Origin of the sequence: Corynebacterium sp. H128 (assembly GCF_037482625.1) — a bacterium.
Classification (GTDB): Bacteria; Actinomycetota; Actinomycetes; order Mycobacteriales; family Mycobacteriaceae; genus Corynebacterium.
The window spans coordinates 215154-240486 of the sequence record NZ_JBBHKW010000002.1 but is presented as its reverse complement, the minus strand read 5'-3'; the positions used below and the strand labels follow the sequence as shown (position 1 = coordinate 240486).

Annotated in this window: 29 protein-coding genes; 15 read left to right on the top strand and 14 right to left on the bottom strand. The window is 56.6% G+C overall.

Translation table 11 applies throughout. The annotated features are described in order from the left end of the window. The 4 genes from WG915_RS03070 (at window position 1) to WG915_RS03055 (ending at window position 3962) form a co-directional block, all read left to right on the top strand. A complete protein-coding gene (locus WG915_RS03070) occupies window positions 1–1707 on the top strand; it encodes an AMP-binding protein (RefSeq protein WP_339563888.1) in 1707 nt (568 codons plus the stop codon). A gap of 3 nt (window positions 1708–1710) precedes the next feature. Then, on the top strand, window positions 1711–2406 hold the full coding sequence (locus WG915_RS03065) for a CoA transferase subunit A (RefSeq protein ID WP_339563887.1): 696 nt from the start codon (window positions 1711–1713) through the stop codon (window positions 2404–2406). Next, on the top strand, window positions 2406–3059 hold the full coding sequence (locus tag WG915_RS03060) for a CoA transferase subunit B (protein ID WP_339563886.1): 654 nt from the start codon (window positions 2406–2408) through the stop codon (window positions 3057–3059). The genes WG915_RS03065 and WG915_RS03060 overlap by 1 nt, the downstream gene beginning before the upstream one ends. Before the next feature lie 120 nt (window positions 3060–3179). After that, window positions 3180–3962 (top strand): thioesterase family protein, encoded by a 783-nt coding sequence (locus WG915_RS03055; RefSeq protein WP_339563885.1) that lies wholly within the window; start codon window positions 3180–3182, stop codon window positions 3960–3962. Window positions 3963–4055: 93 nt separating this feature from the next. Here WG915_RS03055 and WG915_RS03050 read toward each other — a convergent pair whose 3' ends face one another. The 11 genes from WG915_RS03050 to WG915_RS03000 all read right to left on the bottom strand — a co-directional run bounded on the left by WG915_RS03050 (window position 4056) and on the right by WG915_RS03000 (window position 14011). Further along, window positions 4056–5183 (bottom strand): hypothetical protein, encoded by a 1128-nt coding sequence (locus WG915_RS03050; RefSeq protein WP_339563884.1) that lies wholly within the window; start codon window positions 5181–5183, stop codon window positions 4056–4058. Beyond that, entirely contained in the window at window positions 5184–7076 is a 1893-nt protein-coding gene (locus tag WG915_RS03045) for a hypothetical protein (protein WP_339563883.1), read from the bottom strand. A 312-nt stretch (window positions 7077–7388) separates the two neighbouring features. Continuing rightward, window positions 7389–9005, bottom strand: coding sequence for a cytochrome b/b6 domain-containing protein (locus WG915_RS03040; RefSeq protein ID WP_339563882.1), 1617 nt, complete (start codon window positions 9003–9005; stop codon window positions 7389–7391). A gap of 3 nt (window positions 9006–9008) precedes the next feature. After that, window positions 9009–9935: an electron transfer flavoprotein subunit alpha/FixB family protein gene (locus WG915_RS03035; protein ID WP_339563967.1), complete on the bottom strand. Its 927-nt coding sequence runs from the start codon at window positions 9933–9935 to the stop codon at window positions 9009–9011. A 7-nt stretch (window positions 9936–9942) separates the two neighbouring features. Continuing rightward, window positions 9943–10710 (bottom strand): electron transfer flavoprotein subunit beta/FixA family protein, encoded by a 768-nt coding sequence (locus tag WG915_RS03030; protein WP_339563881.1) that lies wholly within the window; start codon window positions 10708–10710, stop codon window positions 9943–9945. A gap of 394 nt (window positions 10711–11104) precedes the next feature. Beyond that, window positions 11105–11353, bottom strand: coding sequence for a 30S ribosomal protein S18 (rpsR, locus tag WG915_RS03025; protein ID WP_047239834.1), 249 nt, complete (start codon window positions 11351–11353; stop codon window positions 11105–11107). 17 nt (window positions 11354–11370) lie between these two features. Continuing rightward, window positions 11371–11676, bottom strand: a complete 306-nt coding sequence (rpsN, locus tag WG915_RS03020) for a 30S ribosomal protein S14 (RefSeq protein WP_156192869.1) — start codon at window positions 11674–11676, stop codon at window positions 11371–11373. A gap of 3 nt (window positions 11677–11679) precedes the next feature. Beyond that, complete coding sequence (gene rpmG / locus WG915_RS03015) at window positions 11680–11844, bottom strand: 50S ribosomal protein L33 (RefSeq protein ID WP_020975864.1); 165 nt, start codon at window positions 11842–11844, stop codon at window positions 11680–11682. A 3-nt stretch (window positions 11845–11847) separates the two neighbouring features. Beyond that, window positions 11848–12084 carry a 50S ribosomal protein L28 gene (gene rpmB / locus WG915_RS03010; RefSeq protein WP_339563880.1) on the bottom strand — a complete coding sequence of 79 codons (237 nt, stop codon included), beginning with the start codon at window positions 12082–12084 and terminating at the stop codon, window positions 11848–11850. Window positions 12085–12284: 200 nt separating this feature from the next. Beyond that, the gene (locus tag WG915_RS03005; RefSeq protein WP_339563879.1) at window positions 12285–12881 is read right to left on the bottom strand and encodes a response regulator transcription factor; all 597 of its coding nucleotides are present in this window, start codon (window positions 12879–12881) and stop codon (window positions 12285–12287) included. After that, entirely contained in the window at window positions 12881–14011 is a 1131-nt protein-coding gene (locus WG915_RS03000) for a sensor histidine kinase (protein WP_339563878.1), read from the bottom strand. The genes WG915_RS03005 and WG915_RS03000 overlap by 1 nt, the downstream gene beginning before the upstream one ends. 107 nt (window positions 14012–14118) lie before the next feature. On the opposite strand from WG915_RS03000, the gene WG915_RS02995 reads away from it, so the two are divergent. The 8 genes from WG915_RS02995 to WG915_RS02960 all read left to right on the top strand — a co-directional run bounded on the left by WG915_RS02995 (window position 14119) and on the right by WG915_RS02960 (window position 20400). Continuing rightward, entirely contained in the window at window positions 14119–14997 is an 879-nt protein-coding gene (locus WG915_RS02995; RefSeq protein WP_339563877.1) for a CPBP family intramembrane glutamic endopeptidase, read from the top strand. Between the two features lie 122 nt (window positions 14998–15119). Beyond that, on the top strand, window positions 15120–15386 hold the full coding sequence (locus WG915_RS02990) for a type B 50S ribosomal protein L31 (protein ID WP_339563876.1): 267 nt from the start codon (window positions 15120–15122) through the stop codon (window positions 15384–15386). Between the two features lie 18 nt (window positions 15387–15404). Next, window positions 15405–15578: a 50S ribosomal protein L32 gene (rpmF, locus tag WG915_RS02985; protein WP_156192858.1), complete on the top strand. Its 174-nt coding sequence runs from the start codon at window positions 15405–15407 to the stop codon at window positions 15576–15578. A 190-nt stretch (window positions 15579–15768) separates the two neighbouring features. Then, entirely contained in the window at window positions 15769–16464 is a 696-nt protein-coding gene (locus WG915_RS02980) for a response regulator transcription factor (protein ID WP_339563875.1), read from the top strand. Further along, a complete protein-coding gene (locus WG915_RS02975; RefSeq protein WP_339563874.1) occupies window positions 16461–17918 on the top strand; it encodes a HAMP domain-containing sensor histidine kinase in 1458 nt (485 codons plus the stop codon). Before WG915_RS02980 ends, WG915_RS02975 begins: the two co-directional genes overlap by 4 nt. Before the next feature lie 166 nt (window positions 17919–18084). Beyond that, a complete protein-coding gene (locus tag WG915_RS02970) occupies window positions 18085–19410 on the top strand; it encodes a S1C family serine protease (RefSeq protein WP_339563873.1) in 1326 nt (441 codons plus the stop codon). 92 nt (window positions 19411–19502) lie between these two features. Next, window positions 19503–20144 carry a MogA/MoaB family molybdenum cofactor biosynthesis protein gene (locus tag WG915_RS02965; protein ID WP_339563872.1) on the top strand — a complete coding sequence of 214 codons (642 nt, stop codon included), beginning with the start codon at window positions 19503–19505 and terminating at the stop codon, window positions 20142–20144. Window position 20145: 1 nt separating this feature from the next. After that, the gene (locus WG915_RS02960) at window positions 20146–20400 is read left to right on the top strand and encodes a hypothetical protein (protein WP_339563871.1); all 255 of its coding nucleotides are present in this window, start codon (window positions 20146–20148) and stop codon (window positions 20398–20400) included. 76 nt (window positions 20401–20476) lie between these two features. Here the strand turns inward: WG915_RS02960 and mscL are convergent, their stop codons facing one another. From mscL to WG915_RS02945, 3 genes are all read right to left on the bottom strand, one after another. Beyond that, window positions 20477–20881, bottom strand: coding sequence for a large conductance mechanosensitive channel protein MscL (gene mscL, locus WG915_RS02955; RefSeq protein ID WP_339563870.1), 405 nt, complete (start codon window positions 20879–20881; stop codon window positions 20477–20479). 166 nt (window positions 20882–21047) lie between these two features. Continuing rightward, complete coding sequence (locus tag WG915_RS02950) at window positions 21048–21713, bottom strand: SAF domain-containing protein (RefSeq protein ID WP_339563869.1); 666 nt, start codon at window positions 21711–21713, stop codon at window positions 21048–21050. 37 nt (window positions 21714–21750) lie between these two features. Next, window positions 21751–22323, bottom strand: coding sequence for a 5-formyltetrahydrofolate cyclo-ligase (locus WG915_RS02945; RefSeq protein ID WP_339563868.1), 573 nt, complete (start codon window positions 22321–22323; stop codon window positions 21751–21753). Between the two features lie 74 nt (window positions 22324–22397). Here WG915_RS02945 and WG915_RS02940 point away from each other — a divergent pair, with 74 nt between their 5' ends. Genes WG915_RS02940 through WG915_RS02930 form a run of 3 tightly spaced genes read left to right on the top strand, consistent with a single transcriptional unit; the run spans window position 22398 to window position 25323 of the window. After that, complete coding sequence (locus WG915_RS02940; RefSeq protein WP_339563867.1) at window positions 22398–23315, top strand: UTP--glucose-1-phosphate uridylyltransferase; 918 nt, start codon at window positions 22398–22400, stop codon at window positions 23313–23315. A gap of 41 nt (window positions 23316–23356) precedes the next feature. Further along, on the top strand, window positions 23357–24634 hold the full coding sequence (gene glp / locus WG915_RS02935; protein ID WP_339563866.1) for a molybdotransferase-like divisome protein Glp: 1278 nt from the start codon (window positions 23357–23359) through the stop codon (window positions 24632–24634). Beyond that, complete coding sequence (locus WG915_RS02930; RefSeq protein ID WP_339563865.1) at window positions 24634–25323, top strand: GNAT family N-acetyltransferase; 690 nt, start codon at window positions 24634–24636, stop codon at window positions 25321–25323. Before glp ends, WG915_RS02930 begins: the two co-directional genes overlap by 1 nt. The last annotated feature ends 10 nt before the right edge of the window (window positions 25324–25333 follow it).

The following is a 25333-nucleotide window of genomic DNA, read 5'->3' as shown; positions in this document are numbered from 1 at the left end:
ATGAGCACCGCAGCACCATTCAAATTTCAGTCCACCTCATATGGCAGCATCGCTACCGGCGAAGACGGAAAGCTTTTGTCCCACGTGATTGGGGCTACCGTGGACCAAGGCGCACCACCGCTGCGTGAAGAAACCCTCGGCCAGATTTTGCGTGCAATGGTGGAAAAGTACCCGTCCCGGGACTGCATCGTTGACGTTTACGCTGATGTTTCCTTCACCTATGAACGCTTCTACAACCGAGTGCTACGCCTGGCCAGCGAGTTGGTACGAAAGGGCTATCGCCAAGGCGACCGGGTGGGCATTTGGTCCACTAACCGGTGGGAGTGGCTCGTCGTACAGTGGACCTGCCATCACCTGGGTCTGGTACTGGTGAACATCAACCCTGCGTACCGTCAGTCTGAGCTCAACTATGTGTTGGAGAAGGCCGGCGTGAAGCTGGTCTTTGCTGCCCGTCGCTTCAAGGACTCGGAATACCGCACGATGCTCAACGAGGCGCGTAAGCAGCGTGGTTCCCAGCTGCAAGAAGTGATCTACTTCGGCTCTTCCGATTGGTATGACGCTATGCATGGTGACATCGATGATCTTTCCGAGCACACGGCAGACATCAAGAACACCGATGCCATCAATATCCAATTCACCTCCGGGACCACCGGTTTCCCTAAAGGGGCGACCCTGACTCATCGCAACATCCTGAACAATGGCTTCTTCGTCGGGGAAAACCTGGGATACACCGAAGAAGACCGCGTGTGCGCACCAGTGCCGTTTTTCCACTGTTTCGGCATGGTGATGGCTACCATCGGAATCTTCAGCCACGGTGGTTGTCTCATCGTCCCAGCACCGTCCTTCAAGCCTCGCGAGACCCTCATGGCCGTGCAGGCTGCGAAAGCGACGTCCCTCTACGGTGTGCCGACGATGTTCATTAAGGAACTTGATGAGGCGCACGATCACGAGGAATACGGCTCCCCATATGGCCTGGAAACGCTGCGCACCGGCATCATGTCTGGCACCTCCTGCCCGTCCAAGACGATGCGTGAAGTCATGGAGAAGTTCAACATGGAAGGAATTTCCATTTGTTACGGCATGACGGAGACCTCCCCGGTGTCCTTCCAGACCCGCTCGGACGCGCCGCTGGAAAAGCGCGTGAATACCGTTGGCCAAATCATGCCGCATATTGAGTGCAAGCTGGTCAATGAGGAAACTGGGGAAACTGTCCCGGTGGGGACCCAAGGTGAAATTTACGTCCGTGGCTACTCAGTCATGCAAGGCTATTGGGAGCATCCGGAGAAGACTGCTGAGGCCATTGACGAGGACGGCTGGATGCGTTCGGGCGATCTCGGCACCTTCGATGAAGACGGCTACTTGATGGTTACCGGCCGACTTAAGGACATGCTCATCCGCGGTGGCGAGAACATCTACCCACGTGAGATTGAAGAATTCCTGTTCACCCACCCAGACGTGGTGGACGCTCAAGTTATTGGTGTGCCAGACGATAAGTATGGCGAAGAGATCATGGCCTACGTCATCGTCCATGATGGCGTAGAGGATCTCTCCGTGGATGAAATCGCCGAATTTGCCCAAGGCAAACTCTCGCGCCACAAAATCCCGAAGTACGTCCACATCGTTGACTCATACCCGATGACCGTCTCGGGCAAGGTCCGTAAGGTTGAGCTGCGCGAGATGGCTCCGCGAGTCTTGGGGTGGGTGTAACGCATGGATAAGATTCGTTCCAACGCTGTCGAGTTAATCGGGGACCTCGTCAAAGATGGCGACACTATCGCCGTCGGTGGCTTCGGGCTCTGTGGTGTGCCATTCATGCTCATCGAGGCGCTGCGCGACGTTGGTCGCCGCAACCTGACGGTGGTGTCGAACAACATGGGTGTGGATGGCAAAGGCCTGGGCATCCTGCTGGAAAACAATCAGGTCCGCAAGGTGCTGTCCTCCTACGTTGGCGAGAACAAGGAGTTCGCCCGCCAGTTCCTTGCCGGGGAGCTCGAGGTGGAGTTCAACCCGCAGGGCACCCTTGCTGAAAGACTCCGAGCAGGCGGTGCTGGCATTCCAGCGTTCTACACGGCTACGGGCGTCGGCACGCTGGTGGCGGAAGGAAAGCCGACCGCTGAGTTCGACGGCCGCACCTATGTACAGGAGCGTGGCATCGTCGCAGATGTCGCGCTGGTGCATTCCTATCAGGGCGATGAGGCCGGCAACCTGGTGTACCGGCGAACGGCTCGGAACTTCAATCCCTTGTGCGCCGAATCTGGTCAGGTCACCATCGCCGAGGTGGAGCAATTGCTTCCGCGTGGTGGGATCGACCCGGATCTCGTGCATACCCCGGGCGTTCACATCGACTACATTTTGACCACTTCGCTTGAAAAGCAGATCGAACAGCGAACCGTGAGGAGCAGGTAATGCCTTGGAGCAGAGATGAAATGGCGGCGCTCGCTGCTAGTGAACTAAACGACGGCGACTACGTCAACCTGGGCATCGGGATCCCAACGATGGTGGCTAATCACCTGCCGGAGGGCGTACACGTGGTGCTGCAGAGTGAGAACGGCATTCTCGGCATGGGGCCGTTCCCCTACGAAGGTGAGGAGGACGCCGACACTATCAACGCCGGCAAGCAGACCGTCACGCTTATCGACGGCGCCGCCACCTTCGATTCCGCAACCAGCTTTGCCATGATCCGTGGCGGCAAAGTCAAGATGGCCGTGCTTGGAGCAATGGAAGTGGCCCAGAACGGGGACCTGGCCAACTGGATGATCCCAGGGAAGATGGTCAAAGGTATGGGCGGCGCGATGGACCTGGTGGCGGGCACCCCGCGCGTGGTGGTGATCACCGAGCACGTGTCTAAGAACGGCACCCCGAAGTTGGTGCGCGAATGCTCTTTGCCGCTGACAGGCGTAGGAGTGGTGCAGCGCATCATCACTGACCTGGGTCTTTTCGATGTGGAGGACGATCACCTCGTACTCCGACGACTCGCGCCGGGCGTGACACTCATGGATATTGAGAAAAACACAGCAGCAAACTATCGCGTGGAGTTGGAAGACATAGCCACGCGGTAGCGGCCAGTCGCCACTACCGGAAAACCGCCCCGTGAAACCGTGAAAAACACTCCGGAAAACCGGCTATTTCGCGGTTTCACGGGGCGGATTTCTTGTCCCGATCCGAAAGGACTAATCAACATGGCCCAAAACAGCTTCTTTACTCGCATCGGCGAGGATATTTATGTCCCGACGATCCACGCCGAAGGTGCCTGGTCCAAGGAGGACTATCACTTCGCCAGCCTCGCCGGACTGATGACGCATGTGATCGAGCAACACCGAGCGCAGCACGACGGCGGACTGCTCGACATGAGCCGCATCTCTTTTGACATCCTCGGGCGCCTGCCGTTCCAAGAAGTTGCCATCGAGGTTGAACTTAAACGACCAGGTCGGACGATCGAGTTGGTGGAATCCACTGCCACAATCGGTGGGCGAACAGTGATCATCGCGCGAGCCTGGTACCTGTGTACCTCGGATACTTCCGCGGTAGAAGGAATCGAGTATGACACTTTGCCTGCACCGCAGGATTGCCCCGAACGGCCGTTCAACCAGGAATGGGGTGGCGGTTACATCGCTCAGATCGAGGCGCGACAGGCCGTCGATAAGCGGGCCGGCAGGGGAGCGACGTGGTTGACCTCGCCGAACACGCTTGTCGACGGCGATGAGCCCATCGCTCTGGCGGAGTTCATCTCGCGTGTGGATGCGGCCAACGGTATTAACCCGCGCCAGTCGCCGGAGGACTGGGTTTTCCCGAACGTTGACCTGACCATCCACCTGTTCCGGCAACCGGCAGGCGAGTGGACTGGCCTGGACACCGCTGTGACCTGGGGTGCGCATGGCATCGGGCTGACCTCCTCGGTGCTGCATGATGTGCACGGTCCGGTCGGGCGTGCGGAGCAGTCGCTTACGGTGCGGAAGACGTAAGTGACTTAATCCTTAATGATCGGTGAAGACCTCGTGTAAAGAATTGATGAAATCTGTGCAGGAGGATTAAGGAAAAGAGGAATCTGTATTTTTTTACCTCTCCTTATCCAGGATGAAAACAGAGCCGATATTTCGAGATCCGTTGAAATCGTCTTGAATATCATTTTTATCTATAAAGGCGGATCGTGGAATTTTTGTTAATGCGTTAGATTCATTGGGCTTGGAGATTCTAAAAGTTGCAATATTGGTTTCCCCATCTTGCGGGGTGATGAAGTCGATTGATACAAGTGGGTCATCGAAAGTGGCCGAAATGACCATACCTTCACCAATGTTGAATTTTCCTTCAATTGTTGGGACTGTGGGCTCGGTGTCGATCAATTGGAATGAACCGTCCCTCTTTACTGTGAGGAGACCCTGGCCCAGCATCTGGGACCCTCTTGGTACCTCAAGCGGCCAAAGCTTATCCACAGTCTCACGAAACTCGAGCTGCGGAGAATCTAGTGGATTAGCGATGCGTACCTTTTGTGTTGCTGGTCCAGATTGAATCACAAGATCGAGGGACTTGCGATTACAATCAAAAATACCGTCGATAGTCTCGGATGGTTGTAAAGGGATTTGCATCTCTGTTTGTCGGCCATCAATTGACAGTGATTTTGCTAGAGCTTGGTTCGCGTCCCGATCGACCCAGAACAGATTTCCATCGTCGCACACCGTCAAGGCCAACGGAAAATAGTTTGACTCTGCCCTTGCTTGCCGATCCTGGGTTTGGAGATACAGAACATTGCCTGCCTTTAGAGGACCGAAACCTTCATTGAAAACGATCGCAACGGCTTGGTTGTTTTCTGAACTTTTGATATCAGTGAGGATGGAATGGTCTGAGTGCGGAATCCGATCAGTCTCAGATCCACTCTTGCTCAGGAGAATGAAATCAGTACGTGTCGTTGTGAGAAAACCGTCCTGAAATCTGACGGCCTGACCATTATATACTGATTCCATTTCTTCGGTAACAACACTTTTCCCTTGCTCATCAATTAATCGGACCCTAGTGGAAATGTCTGGTTGAAGAGTATCGGTGTTCTGGCCTAGCAAAGACCAATACTGTGGAGACGAGATCGATTCATGTTCTGCTGTATTATTGTTGTTCGAATCTGTGGCACAGCCTGCTATGAGAAATATGATTGTCAGGCTGGCGATATACCGCAGCGCGCTAGAAGCGTTCATCTATTGAAACTCTCGTGTATTGATAGAATTGGCGATGTCGATCGGGAAGACCGAGAACCGAGCGCCTGATTTTGGAAAATATTTGTTATCTCCAATGTCTACGCTCCCATCTGAAGCTGACATGTATGCGGCCCACAGCAGGGAGGCGCAATTGAATGCCTTCGTATCTCTCGTTACATAGCGACTGAAAGCGAAGCTTTCCGGACGAGCGTCATACGCTGAGCCTACTTTCGATTCTGCGAAGGATGCCGCCTTCAATCTGGTGTTTTGATCTGTGTTGACCGAGAAGTATCTTGGTGAACAGATCGGCCTTCGTTTAGATCCAAGAACCCTGTCAACTCCGCGTTCAGGGTTGAGTGCTTCAACTGTGTCGATCCGCGTTGCATCTGAATCGCCGTGATCAGTAACGAATATTCCGTTGTGTCCGTGGTTTACGTTCACATTTTTAACGGTCGTTGTTCCACCCGAATAGAAGATATCCCCACGGTTTGTGCGTTCATTTCCGGGTAGCATCTTGAACTCGTCGCTGCAGTTATTGGTTGGGCCAGAATCGATTTCCCGCGCTGTGGCACTCTCTTTATCCAAAGCCACTAATGGTGTGCTCGGCGAGCCGTTCATTGAATCTATCTCTTTTTGAACTTCATCGGCAGAGTATTTAGCATGGTCATGCAAACTGTTAAATCCATCTACAACATCAATATTGTGCTCATTGAGTGCCTGGACGTACCTATCGTAAAACTCGCCAGTTTCATTTGAAGGAACATTAAGAAGCCGTGCAAGGTTGGGGATTGGAGGGAGGAAGTAACGAATTTCTTGATGCTCAAATCGTTGCAGGACAGCCAACTGGCTTGGCGGACGTGGATCTTCCACCGGGTAACCGAAGTGACTTTTCTCGTAGCCTGCATTTGCCCATTGTAGGAGAATAGCCCCCATCACCGGATGCGCACCATATTGTGGGTGCCAGTAGATCATGCCGAGGGCGAAGCGGTTGAAGCGGCCTTTGCCGTCGGGGGTTCCTTCTTCATCGGTGGCGGGGTAGCCGAGGGGTCCTTTTTCTTCTCCGGTTTCGATCCACTTCTCCAGAATCTTGCCTTCGATGGAGACGTGTCCGGACAGGGTGCCGTAGATGCGTCCGCGTTGGAAGGATTGTTTGCGGCCAACTCCGTCGCCGGTGCCGATTTCATCGCTGGTGGGGTAGCCAAGGCGTCCTGCTTCCCAGCCGTTGCGCGCCCACACGATGGAGTTGTGGGTGGTTACCGACCATGCCCCGGTGTCGGGGTGCCAGTAGATAAAGCCGTTATCGAACTCGGTTCTTTTTCCTACTCCGTCGGGGTTGGTGAGTTCGCCGGAGCGGGGTAGGCCGAGGAAAGATATGGGGTTATTGCCTGCCCATGTGGTGGCTAGGGCTTCGTATTTTTGTCGGATGGCTCCGCAGACCTGGTGGGTGGTGGGCCAGTAGGATCGGCAGTTATCGGCGGCCAAGGTGTTAACGCGGGGTTGTTCGCCTGCTGGGTAGATGCCTAATTCGTGTGCTTCTTGTATTTCTGCTTCGTCGGCTTCTTTTTTGTCCACTTCGCCTGGAATCTCCATGCGATCCGAGCGCATCTGTCCTTCGATAATCTCCGGCTTTGGATCGTCGATGGGGAGTTTGTCTTCGTAGTAGTGGTTGTCGATGTTGTTTTTGTTCATGCCGGGCTCTGAGAAGTCCCAGTCAGAGGTGTCGACATCGTAGATGTCCCGTTCGGAAGGATGTCGCAACTGGGATATCTGAGGTGCTAACTCGTCCTCGGTGGTGGTCTCAAGTGCGGGTTGCGCGCCTGCTGGGATGGGGCTCATTACTGCGGTGGCAGTAACGGCCAATGCTGCCGCGATTTTTTTTAGGGTGGTCTTCACTTGTGCGTCCTTGCAACTTTGAATGTGGATTAAAGCCGACCTGCAACGGGTTGTGTTATAAGTCTAAGTTGAATTAAACCGATCACAGTCACAAATTGCTATTATTTGAGTGGAAGATCACAGACAGTGAAAGTTGATCGAACGCGAGAAAGGCTGGCTTGGCGAGTGGGTGATGCCGCGTTGGTTAGGCCCAGCAGTGACATGAGGCGGAAGATATCAACCAAGAAAAAGCCCCCACTAGTCGGAAACTGATTTCTCAGTCCAACTAATGGGGAGCAGTTCAGATCGGAAGCGGGGGCAGTTGAGTCTCAGCTAGCGGTTCGTTACCTTTCCGAAGATGCGCGCGATCGGCGCGATCAGCATTGGGCGAGCTGCGAACACTGCGCCAACTGTGACCACGACGGACACGAGGAACAAAATGACGCCCATCCAGCCGCCGTCCGGGGTAGCGGCGAACATATGGCCGAGGTTCTTCTTCGCACCAGTGGCAAACACCAGGAACACATGCCCGAAGATGAACAGTACAAAGTACAGCATCGTTGGGAAGTGAACTTTGCGGGCGAATTCAATTGGGTAGAACTTCCATTGCTTCGGCCACCAATTGCTCATGCGGTAGCCAGTGATAGCTGCCAGCGGCGCGGCAATAAACACGGTGACGAAGTAGGCCACCTGTTGGAGTGCGTTGTAGTGGATCCAGCCGTTCTCGGACGGCCAATCCAGCGAGAGATACTGGATTGCTGCCGAAGTCATGTTTGGGAAGATATCCAAGCTGGTCGGCACGATTCGCATCCACTGACCGGTGGCGAACAGCAAGATGAAGAAAACAACGCCGTTCAGCAGCCACAACAGATCAAGCGAAGTGTGGAACCAGATAGTCAGGGACACTTTTTTCCCGGACTTTGAGGTGAAGTACGCCGGTGGTTTGCGCTCGCCGCGGATTTGCAGACCGGTGCGAATGATCATGACCATCAGGAACATGTTGAAGAAGTGCGACCAACCGAGCCATGCCGGAAGTCCTACCGGGGTGCTTGCCGGGGTCGGAGCTACGCCGGTGTACTTGGCGATGAACTCCGCACCGGACTCGCTACCCACGAAAGCACGCGCCGCGAACACGAGGAGTGCCAGTAAGATCACGCCACCGACGCCGGCGCCGATGGCCTTTCCGAGCCACGCTGGACGCTCGGCAGGCTGCTTTTCAACGCTCTGAGCCTTCGTCTGCGACTTCTTTTGCGTTGCGCTTGCAGCAGCACCCGCCGCGCTTGCGGCTACCGTGGGTACAGCTGCGCTAGGAGGCGTGGCTGCGGGTGGTGTCGCGGTTGGTGCGGCAGCAGTAGGAGGTAGGGCCGCTGGCGGAGCTGCTGCCGGTGGAGCTGCTGCCGGTGGAACCGCCGAAGGGGGCGCGGCGGCTGGCGGTGCCGAAACCTGGGCAACATCTTGTTGCGGCCACGGCTGTCCACCTGGGGTGCGTGGCAATCCCTTACGCAGCTCGACTTCCGTTTGCGATGCTGCCGAGGACGCGGCGGCGGCAGCTGGAGGTGCGGCGATCGGAGGCGCGGCGATCGGAGGTGCTGCGATCGGAGGTGCTGCAACTGGAGGTGTCGCTACTGGCGGGACTGCTACTGGAGCGGCACCTGTTGGGGGCGCTGCAGCCGGCGGAGTCGCAGCCACGTCAGGCCAAGGATCTCCACCTGCCACCCGTGGCAGTCCTTTGCGTAGTGGCTGTTCGGTTGCTGCAGCGGATGGCTGCGCTGGCGCGGTGTGCTCAGCGGTGTTAGCTGTATCAGCATTAACGGATGCCGCAGGCGCTACTGCCTGATGCGCCGGTTGTTCCGGCGCGGCATCTGTTGCTGGCGTGGCGACACCTTCTGGCGGCCAGGGGTCGCCGCCTGGCACGCGCGGCAGGCCGCTACGTATATTTCGTGCGCTCATGGCTTATCCCTTGCGCTTCTGGATCTCTTCAATGAGTTGCGGAATGATTTCAAAGACATCGCCTACGATACCGAAGTCAGCAATCTCGAAGATCGGCGCCTCCTCGTCTTTGTTAATTGCCACGATATTCTTTGAAGTCTGCATGCCTGCCAGGTGCTGGATTGCCCCAGAAATACCTAGAGCAACATACAAGTCTGGGGAGATCGAGACACCGGTTTGGCCTACTTGGGCTGAGTGTTCGATGTATCCGGCGTCGACAGCCGCGCGGGATGCGCCAACCGCAGCTCCGAGCTCATCAGCGAGCTTGCCGACGAGCTGGAAGCCTTCCTCAGAGCCGAAACCACGGCCACCGGACACAACCTTCTTCGCGCCCACTAGGGATGGGCGGCCACTAGCGGTAGCGGCAGGGGAGGCGTTGAGCACTGTAGCCAGCCTGCGCTCACGTGGTGCTACGTCTACCGCTGAAACGGTTCCGGCGGCAGTGACAGCGCGCTCAGAGACGGCACCTTTGCGGAGCGTGACAATCGGGGAGCCGAATGTTGGCGCGGAGGTGACGTTGTAAGCCCCTCCGAAGACGGAATGCTTGATGATGACACCTTCGTCGTCGCGAGCAACCCCGATGGCATCAGTGGCAAGGGCCTGCTTAAGTCGCACCGACAGGCGAGCGGCCACGTCGCGACCGGCAACGGAGTGCGAGAGCAGGACCACGGCAGGGCTTTCGGATTGGAAGACGTGCTCGGCGGCGTCGACAAGCGCGTCAGGAGTGGTGGTGAAGATCTTTTCCGCGCCGAGCTCTCCCAGGTTGCCAGCCTCGCCGGCTACGAGTGTGATCGGGGTGCCCAGCTCGGCTGCAACCCCAAGTAGCTCTGCGGCGGATGGTGCGATAGTCCCGTCCAGGGCGGTATCGATGATTACGAGAACAGTCATGATGAGCTCCTTAGATGAGGGAATTGGCGGCCAGGAAATCGGCTAGTTGGGCTGCGGCGGTGCCGTCATCGGTGATCTTGACACCTGCATCTCGTGGCGGCTGCTTGCCAGCCTCCGTCATGATCAGGCGAGGATGAGAGAAATCAGCTGCATCAACACCGATCTCATCGAGGTCAAGCGTGGTGACGGGCTTCTTCTTGGCCGCCATGATGCCCTTGAAGTTCGGGTAGCGCGGGTCGGGGAAAGACTCAGTGATGGAAACTACCGCAGGAAGCTCCGCCTTAAGTTGGTAATCGCCTTCGTCGGCGCTGCGGGTGCCAGAGACCTTCCCGTCAAGCTTAAGCTCAGTGAGCTGGGTGAGGTGTGGCCAGTTCAAATGCTCCGCGATCATCGTGGGAAGTACTCCAGCGTTGCCATCGGTCGAGAGGTTGCCCGCGATGACCAGGTCATAGCCCTGCTTCTCGACGGCCTTTGCCAGCACTTCCGCGCTGAGGGTCAAGTCCGCTCCGCGTAGTCGCTCGTCTGAGATGTGGACGGCCTCATCGGCGCCCATGGCCAGGCCCTTTCGGATGCTCGTCAGCGCAGATTCGGGACTCATCGAAAGAACGTGGACCTCGTCTCCGTCCTGTTTGAGAGTCAATGCGGCCTCGATCGCGCGCTCGCAGATCTCATCGAGGACATTGTCGCAATTTTCGCGATCGGTGAGGCCGGTTTCGAGCGTCAGGTCACGTTCTCCGTAGGTGTCGGGCACTTCCTTCACCAAGACAACAATTCGCATTATGCTTCCTTTCCGCAGGTGGGTGGGGCCTGACGGGCAATTCAGTTAACGGTCATTAACTAACTTAGTGTACGAAGTGTGATCTGGGCAACGTTTATAGGGAGATTGTTGTGTTTTGAGTAAAAGGGTAGGGGCTCCGCGAGCATGATTTCACGATCATGATTATGCAAGTAGTGAAAGTGATACCTCGGCGTACTTCAAGGCTTCTCTCTCGCAATCATGATCGTGAAATCATGGTCCCCGAGTGCCTAACAAAACAAGCAGAGGCCCAACCAATAAAGGTTGGGCCTCTGCTAAGAGTTGTGCCGTGTCACGATTGCCAGCGGCACAAGCTCGCTGTGTTATCGATTAGCCCCGCTAGCGGGGCAGAGCGTTTTGCGTTTACTCAGTCGACTTAGCGGCTGGTGAACGGCAGGAGAGCCATCTCGCGTGCGTTCTTCACAGCGGTAGCGACTTGGCGCTGCTGCTGTGGGGTCAGGCCCGTGACGCGACGAGAGCGGATCTTGTGGCGGTCGGAGATGAAAAGGCGAAGGGTGTTGATGTCCTTGTAGTCGACCTTCTCAACGCCTGCGGCCTTGAGTGGGTTCTTCTTTGGGCGGCGGGACTGCTCGATCCGCGCCTTCTTCATGTTGGTGCGCTTCATTTTAGGCATATCTCCTACTACCAGCTGGACTTACGGACGCCCGGCAGCTCACCGCGGTGAGCCATTTCGCGCATGCGAACACGGGACAGGCCGAACTTACGAAGGAAGCCGCGTGGACGGCCGTCAGCTGCGTCGCGGTTGCGAACGCGTGCTGGGGAAGCGTCACGTGGCTGACGGTTCAGTTCGAACTGAGCGTCAAGACGCTCTTCGTCAGTGGAGTTAGGGTTCTTGATGATTGCCTTGAGCTCGGCACGACGCTCCGCGTAGCGGGCGACGATTTCCTTGCGCTGCTCGTTCTTGGCGATCTTAGACTTCTTAGCCATAGATTATCGCTCCTCGCGGAATTCGACGTGCTTGCGGACTACCGGATCGTACTTCTTCAGAGTCATACGGTCTGGATTATTGCGCTTGTTCTTACGGGTGACGTAGGTGTAACCGGTGCCAGCCGTAGACTTCAGCTTGATGATTGGACGAATGTCATTACGTGCCATCGGTTAGATCTTCTCCCCACGTGCGCGGATCTGTGCAACAACGGACTCGATGCCGTCGCGGTCAATGACCTTAAGACCCTTGGTAGATACGGTCAGGGTGATGGAACGGCCCTCAGAGGGCAGGTAGAACTTACGACGCTGCACGTTGGGATTCCAACGGCGAGACGTGCGTCGGTGCGAGTGAGACACAGACTTGCCGAAACCCGGCTTGCGTCCCGTTACCTGGCAAATAGCCGACATAACTTTCTTTCTCCTAGCCGCCCACATAACAACTAGACGAAAGGTGCCGCACCTAACTAGCAGGTTAGGGGCACAACAATGTCAGCTGAGGAGGGCGAAAACGAATAATTCGACAACAGCAAGGGGAAACCTTACCGCGTGAAAGGTAAAAAACCTAATCCCCTAGTGGGGCACGCTTATCGACGCCACATGCGCCACAATCACATCGCCTGTGCCAGCTTAAGGGCCAATTGCGTGCGGTCAGCGACATGGAATTTTCGAAGCAACTGGGACACGTGGTTCTTGACCGTCCCTTCAGCAAGGACAAGTTTATCTGCAATATCGCGATTATTCATGCCGAGCGCCACCAACTTGGCGACCCGAGCTTCTGCCGGTGTCAGAATGGACAGCTCCTCGTGTCGAGCAAAGCGCGCTACGCGTGGATCGAGCACCAAGCCTCCCGAGGCGACGGCCTTGATTGCTTCGACGAGTTTGTCCAATCCGACATCCTTCAATAGGTAGCCAGCGGCGCCGGCATCGATAAGCTGCGAGACCGCCTGGGCGTCCTCAAATGTGGTCAGGATGATAACGGGAATGTTGGGGTGTCGCGCACGGGCCACCCGGACAAGCCCGAGGCCATCGAGTTCGGGCATGCGCGCATCGCTGACCACTACGTCTGGCTGTGCAGAGTTTATGACTGCGAGCGCTTGGTTGCCGTTATAGGCGGTGCCGACGACATCGATGTCGGTCACCTCTTCGAACATCAGCTGCATGCCTCTAAGGAGAAGATCATGATCATCTACCAGGACGATGCGCATCAGACTGTCACCTCCGCTGCTGGTAGGGAGAGGGATATTGTGAATCCGTTGTCAACGGAGTAGTTGAGGCTCGCGCCGAGTTCGCTGGCACGTTCACTTAAAGAGCGGATTCCAAAGCCTGGTGTGATCTGGCCAGCGAAGTTCCCATTGTCTCGGATTTCAAACTCGATTGGATCGCCGGAGCGCAGGCGCATGTGGACTCGCGTCGCATCAGAATGGCGTACCACGTTGGTCAGTGCTTCTTGAGCAAAACGAAGAACCAGGAGGGCCTGGTCCTCTGGGAGGGAAGCGACATCGGAATGAAAGCGCACATCTAAGTTAGTAGAGGCGAATGACTCCGCAAGAGCGGAAACGGTGGTGAGAGGGTTGTTGTCAATGGCAATCGGGTTCATCGCGCGCACGACTTTGCGCATGTCATCGATGGCCTCCGAAGTCAAGGACCGGGCGACCTGAGTTTCTTGGGTCGCACGTTCCGGACGAGTAGCGATAGTTTTTCCCACGTAATCCAAACTCATACAGACCGCGGTCAATTTGTGTCCGAGGCCGTCGTGCAAAGTGTTTGCGATGCGTGCTCGTTCTTGGCTAATTGCCAAGTCCTGGCTCTGCTCCAGCTGGCGTTGCAGCTTTAAGTAGGCACCAGCTCGCTCCTGGTCGAGTTTCACAGCGCGTTGAAGTAGCTGCGCAAAATTGAGACCGACCGCCATCAACAGTGCCAACGCGGTGGATTCCCAAATGCCTCGGAGCAGATCCTCTCCCACGATGGCGTGCAGCACAAAAGTGATGCTGGACAGGATAGCTACGTAGCTCCACGCCCACTGGCTGTTTAAGCTGAAGATGAGTTGGGTCAATGCCAGCCAGAGCAGCGCCAGCCCCAGCAAATTTCCAATGAGGATGAACCCCACGGTGCAAGCGAGCGTAAAGACTACAGCCGTAACGGGAGAATCCTGTGGCGCTTTTTTCCAGCGGTGCCAGGACACGATCATCACAACGAGCGCGCTCATAGAAAGCACCCATCCGGCGGTGTCCTCAACGTAGCCGAACACTCGTAGGTACAGCGCAATGGTGATGTAGAAGAAGGCGTCGAAAAGCTTGGGATCAATGACGCTGCTGTCAAAGGAACGGCCAGTCATACTCTCAAGTTTAGGCAGCTTGGGCATGAAAAACCCGTGACTGTGGTCATGGGTTGTCGTGACCGTGGGGCATAGTTTTTGCCATCAAACGAGCCGAAACTAAAAGCATGACAACGAACTCTTTCCCCAAACCCCTTATCCCACTGACCTGGTGGGGCATCGCTATCCGGAGCGCCATCGCGGTAGGGATGCTGTTGGGAGCCAACCTCCTCGCCGGCGCTCTGCTGGAGGCGGTGGTCCCCATGGAAACACTGAGCAATAATCAGCAGTTGTGGGCAGTCCTGGGATTGTTCCTAGGGGTGTTCCTGCTAGTACTGGGGGCAGTCGCGCTATGGATGAAAACCATCGAGCGACGCCCGCTTTCTGCAACAGGAATGACTGTGCACTCCAAGTGGCTGACAGGATTGTTGCTCTCCACCGCACTCAGCGTCGTCATCGTCGTGACCACGCGTTTGATCACGACTGGACTCTTTCCGGAAGCCCCGCGCGAAGCCATCGACGCTTCCCAGTTTGGCGAACTATCCTGGTTTACTTTCACCATCTTCATTTTGGGGCGAGCCTTCTTCTTGCAGGGGATTCCAGAAGAGCTGCTGTTTCGTGGCTGGCTGTTTCAGCTCTTGCCACAGCGACCCAAAATCACACTTGCCTTCACGACGGCTGTCTTTACTATCATCCACCTGACCTCGAATGGCGGTCAGCAAAGCGTCCTCGACCGTTTCCTCTATCTGATGATCCCGCTCGGATTCGGTCTCCTTGCTGGCGTCCTAGTATTGGCGACGGGCAACTTCTGGCATGCAGTCGGAATTCATGGCGGATTCCATATCGGAACAGTGCTCGCAGCGGTTGTGCTCCCAGAAACTATGGTGTCAGTGGACTGGGTAATTATCGGCGCAGGATATATTGCGGTTGCTGCCGGGATTGGCTGGTTCGACTCTCGGCGTCGACAAGCGAGTGCGATTTCTTCACAGGCCCGCCAAGGGGTATAGTCTTTGCGGTGCTGGCTTTAGTCGGCCTATTTTGTCAATCCCAACTCAGGCACGATCGGCAGCCGCCGCATAATGGCTGCGCAGAAGCGACCTGAAGTTCAATCCTGAGGGAATTAATACGTATGAAGAAGGATATCCACCCTGATTACCACCCAGTGGTATTCCAGGATGCAGGCACTGGCTTCCAGTTCCTGACCAAGTCCACCGCCAAAGGCGATCGCACCATTGAATGGGAAGACGGCAACGAGTACCCACTCATCGTCGTCGATGTGACCTCTGAGTCTCACCCATTCTGGACCGGTGCACAGCGTGTCATGGACACCGCCGGCCGCGTCGAGAAGTTCAACCAGCGTTACGGTGCACTCGCTCGCCGTAAGAAGAACAAGTAAAGAAGGAGGGAAAGTACCATGGCAGTTCCAAAGCGTCGTATGTCGCGTGCAAACACCCACGCACGTCGTTCCCAGTGGAAGGCTGACAATGTCGCCCTCCAAACCGTCAAGATCGACGGCCGCGAGGTTCAGATTCCTCGCCGCCTCGTCAAGGCAGCTCAGCTCGGTCTCGTAGACGTAGAGCAGTTCTAGGACGTTCTTAAGCTTAGAATTAACAGCCGACTCGATTCTGGTATTAGTTTCTCAGGATCGAGTCGGTGTTTTTGTATCTTCATGCACTAGGATTAGGGGTTATAGTCGGTGAAGTTACCGACGTTCCACTTTGGGCTGGTCATGCCGCTAATGGAAGTTAACCACCCTTTAAGCCAGACAGTTGGTGCACATGAAGCTCCTTGTAGTTGATGACGAGCAAGCCGTCCGCGAATCTCTGCGCCGTTCCTTATCTTTCAATGGTTATGAGGTGCTGTTGGCCGATAACGGCGCTGCAGCGCTCGAAGCGATCCACAAAAACCAACCAGATCTCGTGATCTTAGATGTCATGATGCCGATCCTGGATGGTTTGGAAGTGTGTCGCACGCTGCGCAGCGGTGGCGACAATCGACCAATCCTCGTACTAACCGCGCGGGACGGGGTGTCTGATCGTGTCGCCGGCTTGGACGCCGGTGCCGACGACTACCTTCCAAAGCCTTTCGCCTTGGAAGAATTGCTGGCCCGAGTTCGTTCTTTGCTACGGCGCTCCTTCAACGAGTCTGGTGGCAACGCCGAGATTTCTGCAGAACTTGAGTTCGAGGATCTGCGTCTGAATACTGAAACCCGCGAAGTTTTCCGCGGTGAACGCCAGATCAGCCTGACTCGAACTGAATTCGCTCTCTTGGAATTGCTGCTAGCAAACCCACGTCGCGTGCTCAGCCGTACCCTCATTCTGGAAGAGGTATGGGGATATGACTTCCCAACCTCCGGCAACGCCCTCGAGGTATACATCGGGTACTTGCGTCGAAAGACTGAAGCAGAAGGGGAGAGCCGGCTGATCCACACTGCTCGTGGTGTCGGCTACGTGTTGCGTGAGAGCGCGCAGTGATTCTGAAAGATCCTGCCGCAGCGAAACCAGATTCGGCGCAGAATAGTTGGCAACGCAGTTCCTGGAGCAAAGCTCCACTGCGCTGGCAACTCGCAATAGTTACCGCCGTCATGGTCGCGGCGGCGGTGAGTGTGATGACCATCGTCGCCTATTGGACTGTCTCAACCTCCTTGAATCGCACGGTGGATCAAGAATTGAAGGCCACCGCGCATTCGGTGCTGGACCGAAGTGAAGCGCCTGGTTTCCGAGACTCGATAGAAGATGAGATCGGGATTTTTAAGACGTATAACCCCGATACTCAGATTCAGTTCTTTCCTAAGGACGCGGTGCGCGGTACGGGGGACAATATCCCCTTGAGCGTTGAGGGGAAGGTTGTTCGTGGTGAAGTTCAAACTACCCTCCGGAACCAGGGTGACCAGCGGGTAATCGCATTGCGTAATGATGCCGGGTCCACTGTGATCCTGTCTCAAGACCTCGGACCGACCTATGCGCTCGTTAGCTCGCTGGGGATGGTGTTGCTCATCATCGCAGGACTGGGAACACTGATGGCTATCGCAGCCGGCATGGTGGTCTCCACCACGGGGCTGCGGCCAGTAACCAGGTTGCAGCGGGCGGTGGAACACGTGACCGCCACGGATTCGCTTGAGCCGATTGAAGTTTTCGGTCGCGACGAATTGGCGCAACTCACCCGAAGCTTTAATGACATGCTTGCCTCGCTAGAGGCGTCGAGACGCAGGCAGACGGAACTGGTCGCAGATGCCGGCCACGAGTTGAAGACCCCGTTGACCTCGCTACGCACCAACGTTGAGCTGTTGATGATGGTCAGTAACTCGCCGACAGCCACCATTTCCGCGGAAGATCGTCGAGACTTGGAAAACGACGTTGTTGCGCAAATCGACGAACTATCAACGCTCATTGGGGATCTCGTCGATTTGGCCCGCGAAGATGCTAAGCAGGGCGAGATGGAACTGGTCGATTTGGAGGACACCATGGCAGGTTCTCTGGAGCGGGTGCGACGCCGCCGACCGGACGTTGAGTTCACGTTCAATCGCGCAGACTGGTACCTCAACGGTGACTCTTTCGCTCTTGGCCGGGCGACCGTCAACTTGATGGACAACGCTGCCAAATGGTCCCCGCCTAACGGGGTCGTTCGTCTAACCATGACACCGGTCGGGAACCGTTCCATCCGGATCGGAATTGCAGATTCTGGTCCCGGTATTCCAGCAGAAGAACGGGAAAAGGTCTTTGAAAGGTTCTTCCGTTCGGTGCAAGCGCGCTCAATGCCGGGATCGGGTTTGGGGCTTTCGATCGTGAAACAAGTGGTGGAACGGCATCACGGCACGATCGAGGTACTCGGCTCTGACGATGGTGGCACGCTGATGCAAATCACCTTGCCGGGAGGCCCGACACCGGAGCTCGGTGCCGCCAATACCACCCTCGACGGTGCCCGTTGAGTATATCGCCCCCAGCTAGGCTATTGTGCCAGCTTGGGGGCTTTTTGAGCTTGCTGAACCTTGCGAAGCCGTTGAAGAAGCGGGTACAGCTAACTTACAGTTAGTGTTCAGCTAGGTACTGGATCTGACACAGAACACGGACAGCGCGGAAAGGTTCAATTGATTCATGAACGAAAATACGGGTTCGAACCCACACCAGCCCCCACAGCAACCGCGTGAGAATCAGAGCAACAATCCTTATGCCCAGTTGGGTGGAGCAGGGCAGTCTGCTCCTGTGGGAGGCTTGCAGTGGCAAGCAGATTCGGGAAGTCCCGCAGGCTCAGATGCCAATGCACAAACGCAGCAATTTTCCCAAGCAATACCTCCGCAAGGTGATAGCCCTGAGCCGTATGCGACTAGCGCTGAGTCGAAGCCGAAGCGCACAGTGGGCCTCGGCACTGCGCTGGCGCTCATGCTGGCCGCATCAGTAGGTACGGGCGTAATTACTGGAGTGGCGCTCTCCGGAGACGGAGCGGGAAAAGGCACCGTTTATAACTCCCTGAATGAGTCACCGGTTTCCCGAAAAGAGCCCGCAGCGGCCGGATCTGTTGAAGATGTGGCCAATAAGGTGCTACCGACGGTTGTCTCAATCCAGGTCGCAACTCGAAACGGTTCCAGTGAAGGCTCCGGCTCAATTATTTCCTCCGACGGCATGGTGCTGACGAATAACCACGTCGTGGGCGATGCCAAATCCAACGGTCTCATCGAGGTTTCCCTTGCCGATGGCACCATCCACGAAGCCGATCTGGTGGCTGGTGATGCCAGCACGGACATCGCTGTGATCAAGATCCGGAACATCTCGGGCCTGCCTGCCATCAACTTCGGCAATTCTGATGATGTTGCCGTGGGACAAGAAGTTGTCGCGATCGGATCGCCACTTGGGCTTTCTGCAACCGTGACCTCGGGCATCGTTTCTGCGCTCAATCGTCCGGTGCGCGCCTCCGGTGGCGGCGGCGGGGAGAGCTCGCTTATCGACGCCGTCCAAACCGATGCCGCGATTAACCCCGGCAATTCAGGTGGACCACTCGTCGATATGCAAGGCAACCTGATCGGTATGAATTCGGTAATCGCGACCATGAGTGAAGGGGCATCGGGGCAGTCCGGGTCCATCGGTCTTGGTTTCGCAATCCCGGCGAACCAGGCCAAGCGTATCGCGCAGCAGCTCATTGACACTGGGGAAGTGAAGCAGCCCATGATCGGTGTCAAGGTCTCTCAAAACAGCAACTACCGCGGCGCGCTGATCGCGGAAGTCGACGCCAATGGGCCAGCTGGCAAGGCTGGAATAACTGCAGGAGACTTGGTGACCAAGGTCAACGACAGGACTATTGACAACGCTGACGCACTCATCGCCGCAGTGCGTTCCCATGATTTTGGTGAGAAAATCACTCTGGAGGTTACCCAGCCTGATTCTGATCAGCGACGCAGCGTAGAGGTGACACTACCTGCGCAATAGGTAAATCTGCGCTATCGGTATCATTTCTGGCTATCGCGCATTATTCTTCGTATAACGGACGTAACTACCAAAGTAGGGAAACTTCAGGAGATATGGACACCACCCTAGACCCCGCATCCTCGGCGGAATACCCCAACGACTTGATCGAACGAGAGGTATTGGCGCGGGGCGGAAGAAATTCCGGATTGCTCGACGGCCTTGATGAGCCGGATCCTGATTTTCTCATTGCGACCGAAAAGGAGGAGTCCTCCAGGAAGGCTATGCGACGCGCATTAGTCGTGTTGGTAGCCGATCATGCGCTGCCCGCCGGACATGATGCGGACCGCTTGGTCACTGAGCTGCTGGCAGAAGACGGTTTTGCTGTCGATGCTGTGGTGGAAGTGCGCGCCAAGAAATCCGCGATTCGGCAAGTTATTGAAACAGCCGTCGTTGGTGGCGTGGATCTAGTGCTGACGGTGGGGGGCGTCGGAGTCGGGCCACGGGATAAGACCCCGGATGCCACTCGCGCTGTCCTAGATCAGCTTCTTCCTGGAATCTCGCAGTCTTTGCGATCCTCTGGCTTGGCTTGTGGAGCAGTTGATGCTTGTACCTCCCGTGGTGTTGCGGGTGTATCCGGCTCCACTGTCATTGTCAATATGGCTGCTTCTCGCGCGGCGATTCGAGATGGCATGGCGACCCTTGGTCCGCTGGTGCACTTTGTCATTGACCAGCTGCAGACTGTCTCGGTTGATTAACATGACTGGCCCGCAGCGCCCGGCACGTCGACGCATTCAGCGTCCTACCGATGCCGAGAATATCGATCGAACGTGGGACTCCGCAGAGGCCGCAGCGGTTTTCACTGGCTCCGGTGAGGCAGTAGATCCGAAGGATCCGAAGCAGGCTGATGACTTCGTTGTCATCCTCGATGAGGGGCCTACTGACGAAGACGAAACTGGGGCCTTGGATGAAGAGTTTTGGCAGCAGCAACGGCCACCTCACTTCGGCCAATAGCTTGCCGTCTTACTGCACTACAAAAAAACTGCCCTGAATGCGCTCGCATTCAGGGCAGTTTAGATTTAGCTAATCACTAAGCGTTGCGGGCCTTGAGCAGATCGCGGATCTCTTCGAGGAGCTCAGCTTCGATGGAAGCTGGGCTCTCTTCGTCTTCATCAACGTTCTTGCGGGCAGCCTGGATTTGCTTGATCTTGTTCATCGGAGCAACGAGCACGAAGTAAACGACGGCCGCGATGATGATGAAGTTCAGTGCAGCGGTGATCACAGCGCCGAAGTCAAGGAACGTAGCGTCGTTGCCATTAATGAGCTGGAAGCCGAGCCCGTTGACTTCCGCGCCACCGATAGATGCAATCATCGGGTTGATCAAGTTATTGGAAAATGCGGTGACGATAGCGGTGAAAGCACCACCGATAACCACGGCGACTGCCAGATCAATAACGTTGCCACGGAGAATGAAATCTCTGAATCCCTTAAGCATGTGAACTCCTAGTTTTGTTGGGGTAAATGAACATTGCACATGTTAGGGCCATGTACCTAACAACGCGCGACAGTTGTACTGTAGCCAATCCCCATGTGGAGATGTAAACAAAAATTCAAGAATAAAATGTTAGATTGGGTCAGCTGCTTCAACACTGTGCGGGAAGTCACATTGCAGGATTTGAACCTGCTCGCGTCCCTGCCATGACGATGGTCATGGGTTGACTAAGGGCGGCAGCGGCCACTTGTTGGGCTTGTGCCTCTGCCATCGCAAGCAGTACGGTTCCTGCCTCAGTACTATCGGATGCCTTCGCCGTTCCAAAGACAACTCGAGCGTTCTCGGCGATCACTTGTGACGCACCCGTGTCTGTCTGGGTCACAATGGATACTTGCGCCCCGCGTACTGCCAGCTCGGCTGCTGCGGGGTCAGCAAGCCTCACTGGAACCAAGCTGCTTCCGGTGCCGGTAAAGGCACGTGCAAGCTCTGTTCCAAGTATTGAGCGCTCGGTGAGAATATCGCCAGATGTTAGTGGCGCTGCGGCCACCTTGCCAATGGCATCCTCCGTGGTTGGTACTGGATTGGCAACGCGAAGGGTATTAGGGAAAGCAGCAGTTTGGATATGCTCCGCGGTGAGTATGGTGCCCGGGCGGATGTCAGTCCGTGCGACTACATAGTGGGATTGTGCCGCTAGTTGATCATGCAGAAAGCTTCCTGCAGCGAGGAATATCAGGGCGAAAGCTAGCGCTCGTCGTAGCAGCCAGCTGCGTCGCCAGCCAGGTGTTCGGAGGATAGTCGGGATTCGGTCATGAAAGCTGGATAGTTTTGAGTCCATACCTAAATAGACTGCAATCCGGCATTAAAAGGTTGCATTAATTGCGGAAGATGCGGGTGGGGGTAAGAACGATGCTGGTGGGGTGGTCGTGCGGCTGGGTCGGTATTTCGGGTAAGACCTCGGAATCGTAAACCAAGGCAATGGTGGTTGCTTCCTGCTGGGATGCAAGCGCGCGGTCGTAGTAGCCGCCGCCCTTTCCGAGTCGAAAGCCCGCAGGGGTGGCCGCCAACGCAGGTACGAGCACCAAGTCGCACTGGCTTAGCGGGTCGCCGGCGATGTGTGTGCCAACTGGCTCGGCGATGCCAAAAGCGCCGGGCTTGAATTTGGTTTCCTCGCGCACCAAGATCCATGACATAGTGCGATCCGGATTGCTGATCGGCACGATCACCTCTAAACCGCGGTTGCGGAGGAAACCAACGAGGTCAGCGCCCCCGGGTTCGGTGGGGAGCGGATTGTAAGCTGCGATGCGCCGTGGCTGGAATTCGTCGATGAGCTGCGACAATTGTTTGCGCAATCCCGCGTCGAGGTCGGCTTTGGTTGCCGCGGAGAGCAGGTTGCGGGCGTCGAAAAGCGCGGTGCGAAGTGCAGATTTCTCGGCTGCGGTAGTCATAAGGGTCACACTAGCGAACATGTATGTCGAGTCGCTCCCTGGGGCGGGGGAGTCGCCGGGTATCCTGATCACTTATGAACTTCCCTATCGACGAGCACAAGCATGCAGTGAAGACAGTGATCGTTCCTGCAGCGGGTATGGGCACCCGTTTCCTGCCTGCTACTAAGACAGTGCCAAAGGAGTTGCTCCCGGTCGTGGATACGCCGGGCATCGAAATGATTGCCGAAGAGGCTGCCAACCTCGGGGCCTCCCGGCTTGCCATCATCACTGCCCCGAAGAAGCAAGGCGTGCTCGCACACTTTGACGCGCACCCGGAGCTTGAGGCCACCCTGGAAGAACGCGGCAAGATGGATCAGCTGGGCAAGGTACGACGCGCCCCTGAACTCATCAAGGCTGTGGCAGTACAGCAGGAACATCCTCTTGGGCTGGGGCATGCCGTTGGTCTCGCCGAGTCGGTCCTAGATGATGACGAAGACGTAGTCGCAGTCATGCTGCCTGATGACCTCGTGCTGCCCATGGGTGCCATGGAAAAGATGGCCGAGGTGCGGGCAAAGTTCGGTGGCAGTGTCCTGTGCGCTGTCGAGGTCCCGCGTGAAGATGTTTGTAACTATGGCGTGTTCGACGTGGAAGAATGCGCCGAAGACTGTGCCGATATGAAGGTTAAAAAAGTCCGTGGCATGGTGGAAAAACCTGATGTTGAAGACGCGCCATCCAACTTTGTTGCCACTGGTCGCTACTTGCTTGACCGGGAAATCTTCGCCGCTCTCAAGCGTATTACGCCTGGTAAGGGTGGGGAGCTGCAGCTTACCGACGCCATCGAGATGCTGATCCTAGAAGGGCACCCAGTTCATATTCTGGTTCATGACGGCGTGCGCCATGATCTCGGCAATCCGGGTGGTTACATCCGGGCTTGCGTAGACTTTGGTTTGAAGCACCCTACATATGGCAAGGGACTGCGTCACTACATCACCGAACTGCTTAACGAGGGATAGCTCCCCGCAAAGCCTCAACGCACGAAAGGGGAACCACGCGCGTGCGCTCTGTAGAACAGCAACTTGCAATGGTCACTGACGCAGTGATCACACCTCAGCCGGTCCGAATCGCGATCGCAGAAGCCCTGGGGCTGATGTGCGCAGAGGAAGTACAAGCCACCCGTGCGCTTCCTGGTTTCCCGCAAGCTGCTATCGACGGCTACGCTGTGCGTGCCGTCGACGTGGGCGGTGCCCGTGCGCTGACCAACCGGAACCCGACTGTAGAAGTACAGCCTGCGCCCGTGAACGAGAAGTCCTTGCCGGTGGTGGGCGAGGTCGCCGCTGGCTCGCAGCAACCCTTGCGTTTGCAGCCAAAGCAAGCTGTGCGGGTCCACACCGGTGCGCCGTTGCCCACGCTTGCTGACGCCGTGCTGCCATTGGAATGGTCTGACCGCGGTGTTAAGCGCGTAGTGGCACATCGCCCGGTGAAGTCCGGCGAGTTTGTCCGCAGAGTCGGGGATGATATCCAACCTGGCGATGTTGCTGTCACCCCTGGTTCCGTACTGGGAGCAGCCCACATTGGATTGTTGGCCGCCGTCGGCAGAAACAAAGTGCTGGTCTATCCACGCCCGCGGATTTCCATCGTCTCCATCGGCCCTGAGCTGGTGGATATTGACCGCGAACCAGGGCTTGGGCAGGTCTACGATGTCAATTCCTACGCGCTCGCGGCAGCAGCACGAGAAGCAGGAGCTGAAGTACACCGAGTCGGCGTGGCCGCTGGTGAACCGCGACGCCTGCGCGAGATCATTGAAGGTCAGCTGATGCGCAGCGAGTTAGTGGTGATCTCCGGCGCAGTTGGCGGAGCTGCCTCTACACGCGCTCGTGACTTGCTGGGGGAGTTGGGGGAACTCGATATCACCCGAGTTGCTATGCATCCGGGCTCGGTGCAGGGATTCGGCTTGTTGGGGGACGCTCGCATCCCTACATTCCTGCTGCCGAGTAATCCGGTAGCAGCCCTGGTGAGCTTTGAAATTTTCGTGCGCCCCTGCATTCGGGCAGCGTTGGGGAAGAACTCTACTCGGCGTCGTCACGTGCGAGCCCGTGCGCTCGCTCCGATTGCCTCAAAGGAAGGACGTCGCGGCTACGTGCGCGCTCGTCTCATGCGAGATTCCGAGACCCAGGACTACCTCGTCGAGGGGCTGGGCGGCGCAACGGGAGCCCCTGCGCACCTCCTGGCCGGTATGTCAGAAGCCAATGCGCTGATCCGCATTCCGGAGGCAGTAGCTGAAGTGCGTCCCGGAGATGTGGTGGACGTGTTGTTCTTGGCACAGGGCAGCTAGTGGGCCCACTGCAGTTCGGACGCAATTTCAAGGTTGCAGGTGCAGGTGTTGCGCGTCATCATCGCCACCCCGGCTGGCCAGAACAAAGCCAACCAGTTCGGCTTAATGACGGTGAAGAGTTGCTGCTTCGCCCGATCATGCGACGAGATGGCGCGTCGTGGCGCTCACTGCGTTTGGCAAATCAGCCCGTGTTGCAGCCGGTAGAGCCGACCGTCCTTGGAACTTGGGAGGACGCGCACTCCTCGGAAGCATGGCGATTGACGTTTGGCTACCTGAGAAGTTCCGCCAACCAAGGGAACTTGGTGCCACTCGTCATTGAGCTAGCTGGTCAATTTGTAGGTCAGCTCACCCTCGGCAATATTCAACGCGGTGCCGTGTCGGAAGCTTGGATCGGATACTGGGTAGATCAGGAGGTCAGTGGCCGAGGCGTCGCTAAAGCGGCGGTTGCGTTGGGGATTGACCTTGCATTTGAGAGCGTCGGTCTGCATCGCCTAACGGCGACTTATCTTCCCAACAACCCTGCGTCCGGCGCGGTACTGGCGGCCAATGGCTTTCAACAAGAGGGAGTGCTGCGGCGCAGCCTGCATATCGACGGCGATTGGCAAGACCACGTCTACATGGCGCTGCTCGAGGATGATTTCGCAACCGGCGCTGTAGAGCGGCTGCGGCAGCGCGGCGCAATTCAGTGATTTCTTCGCC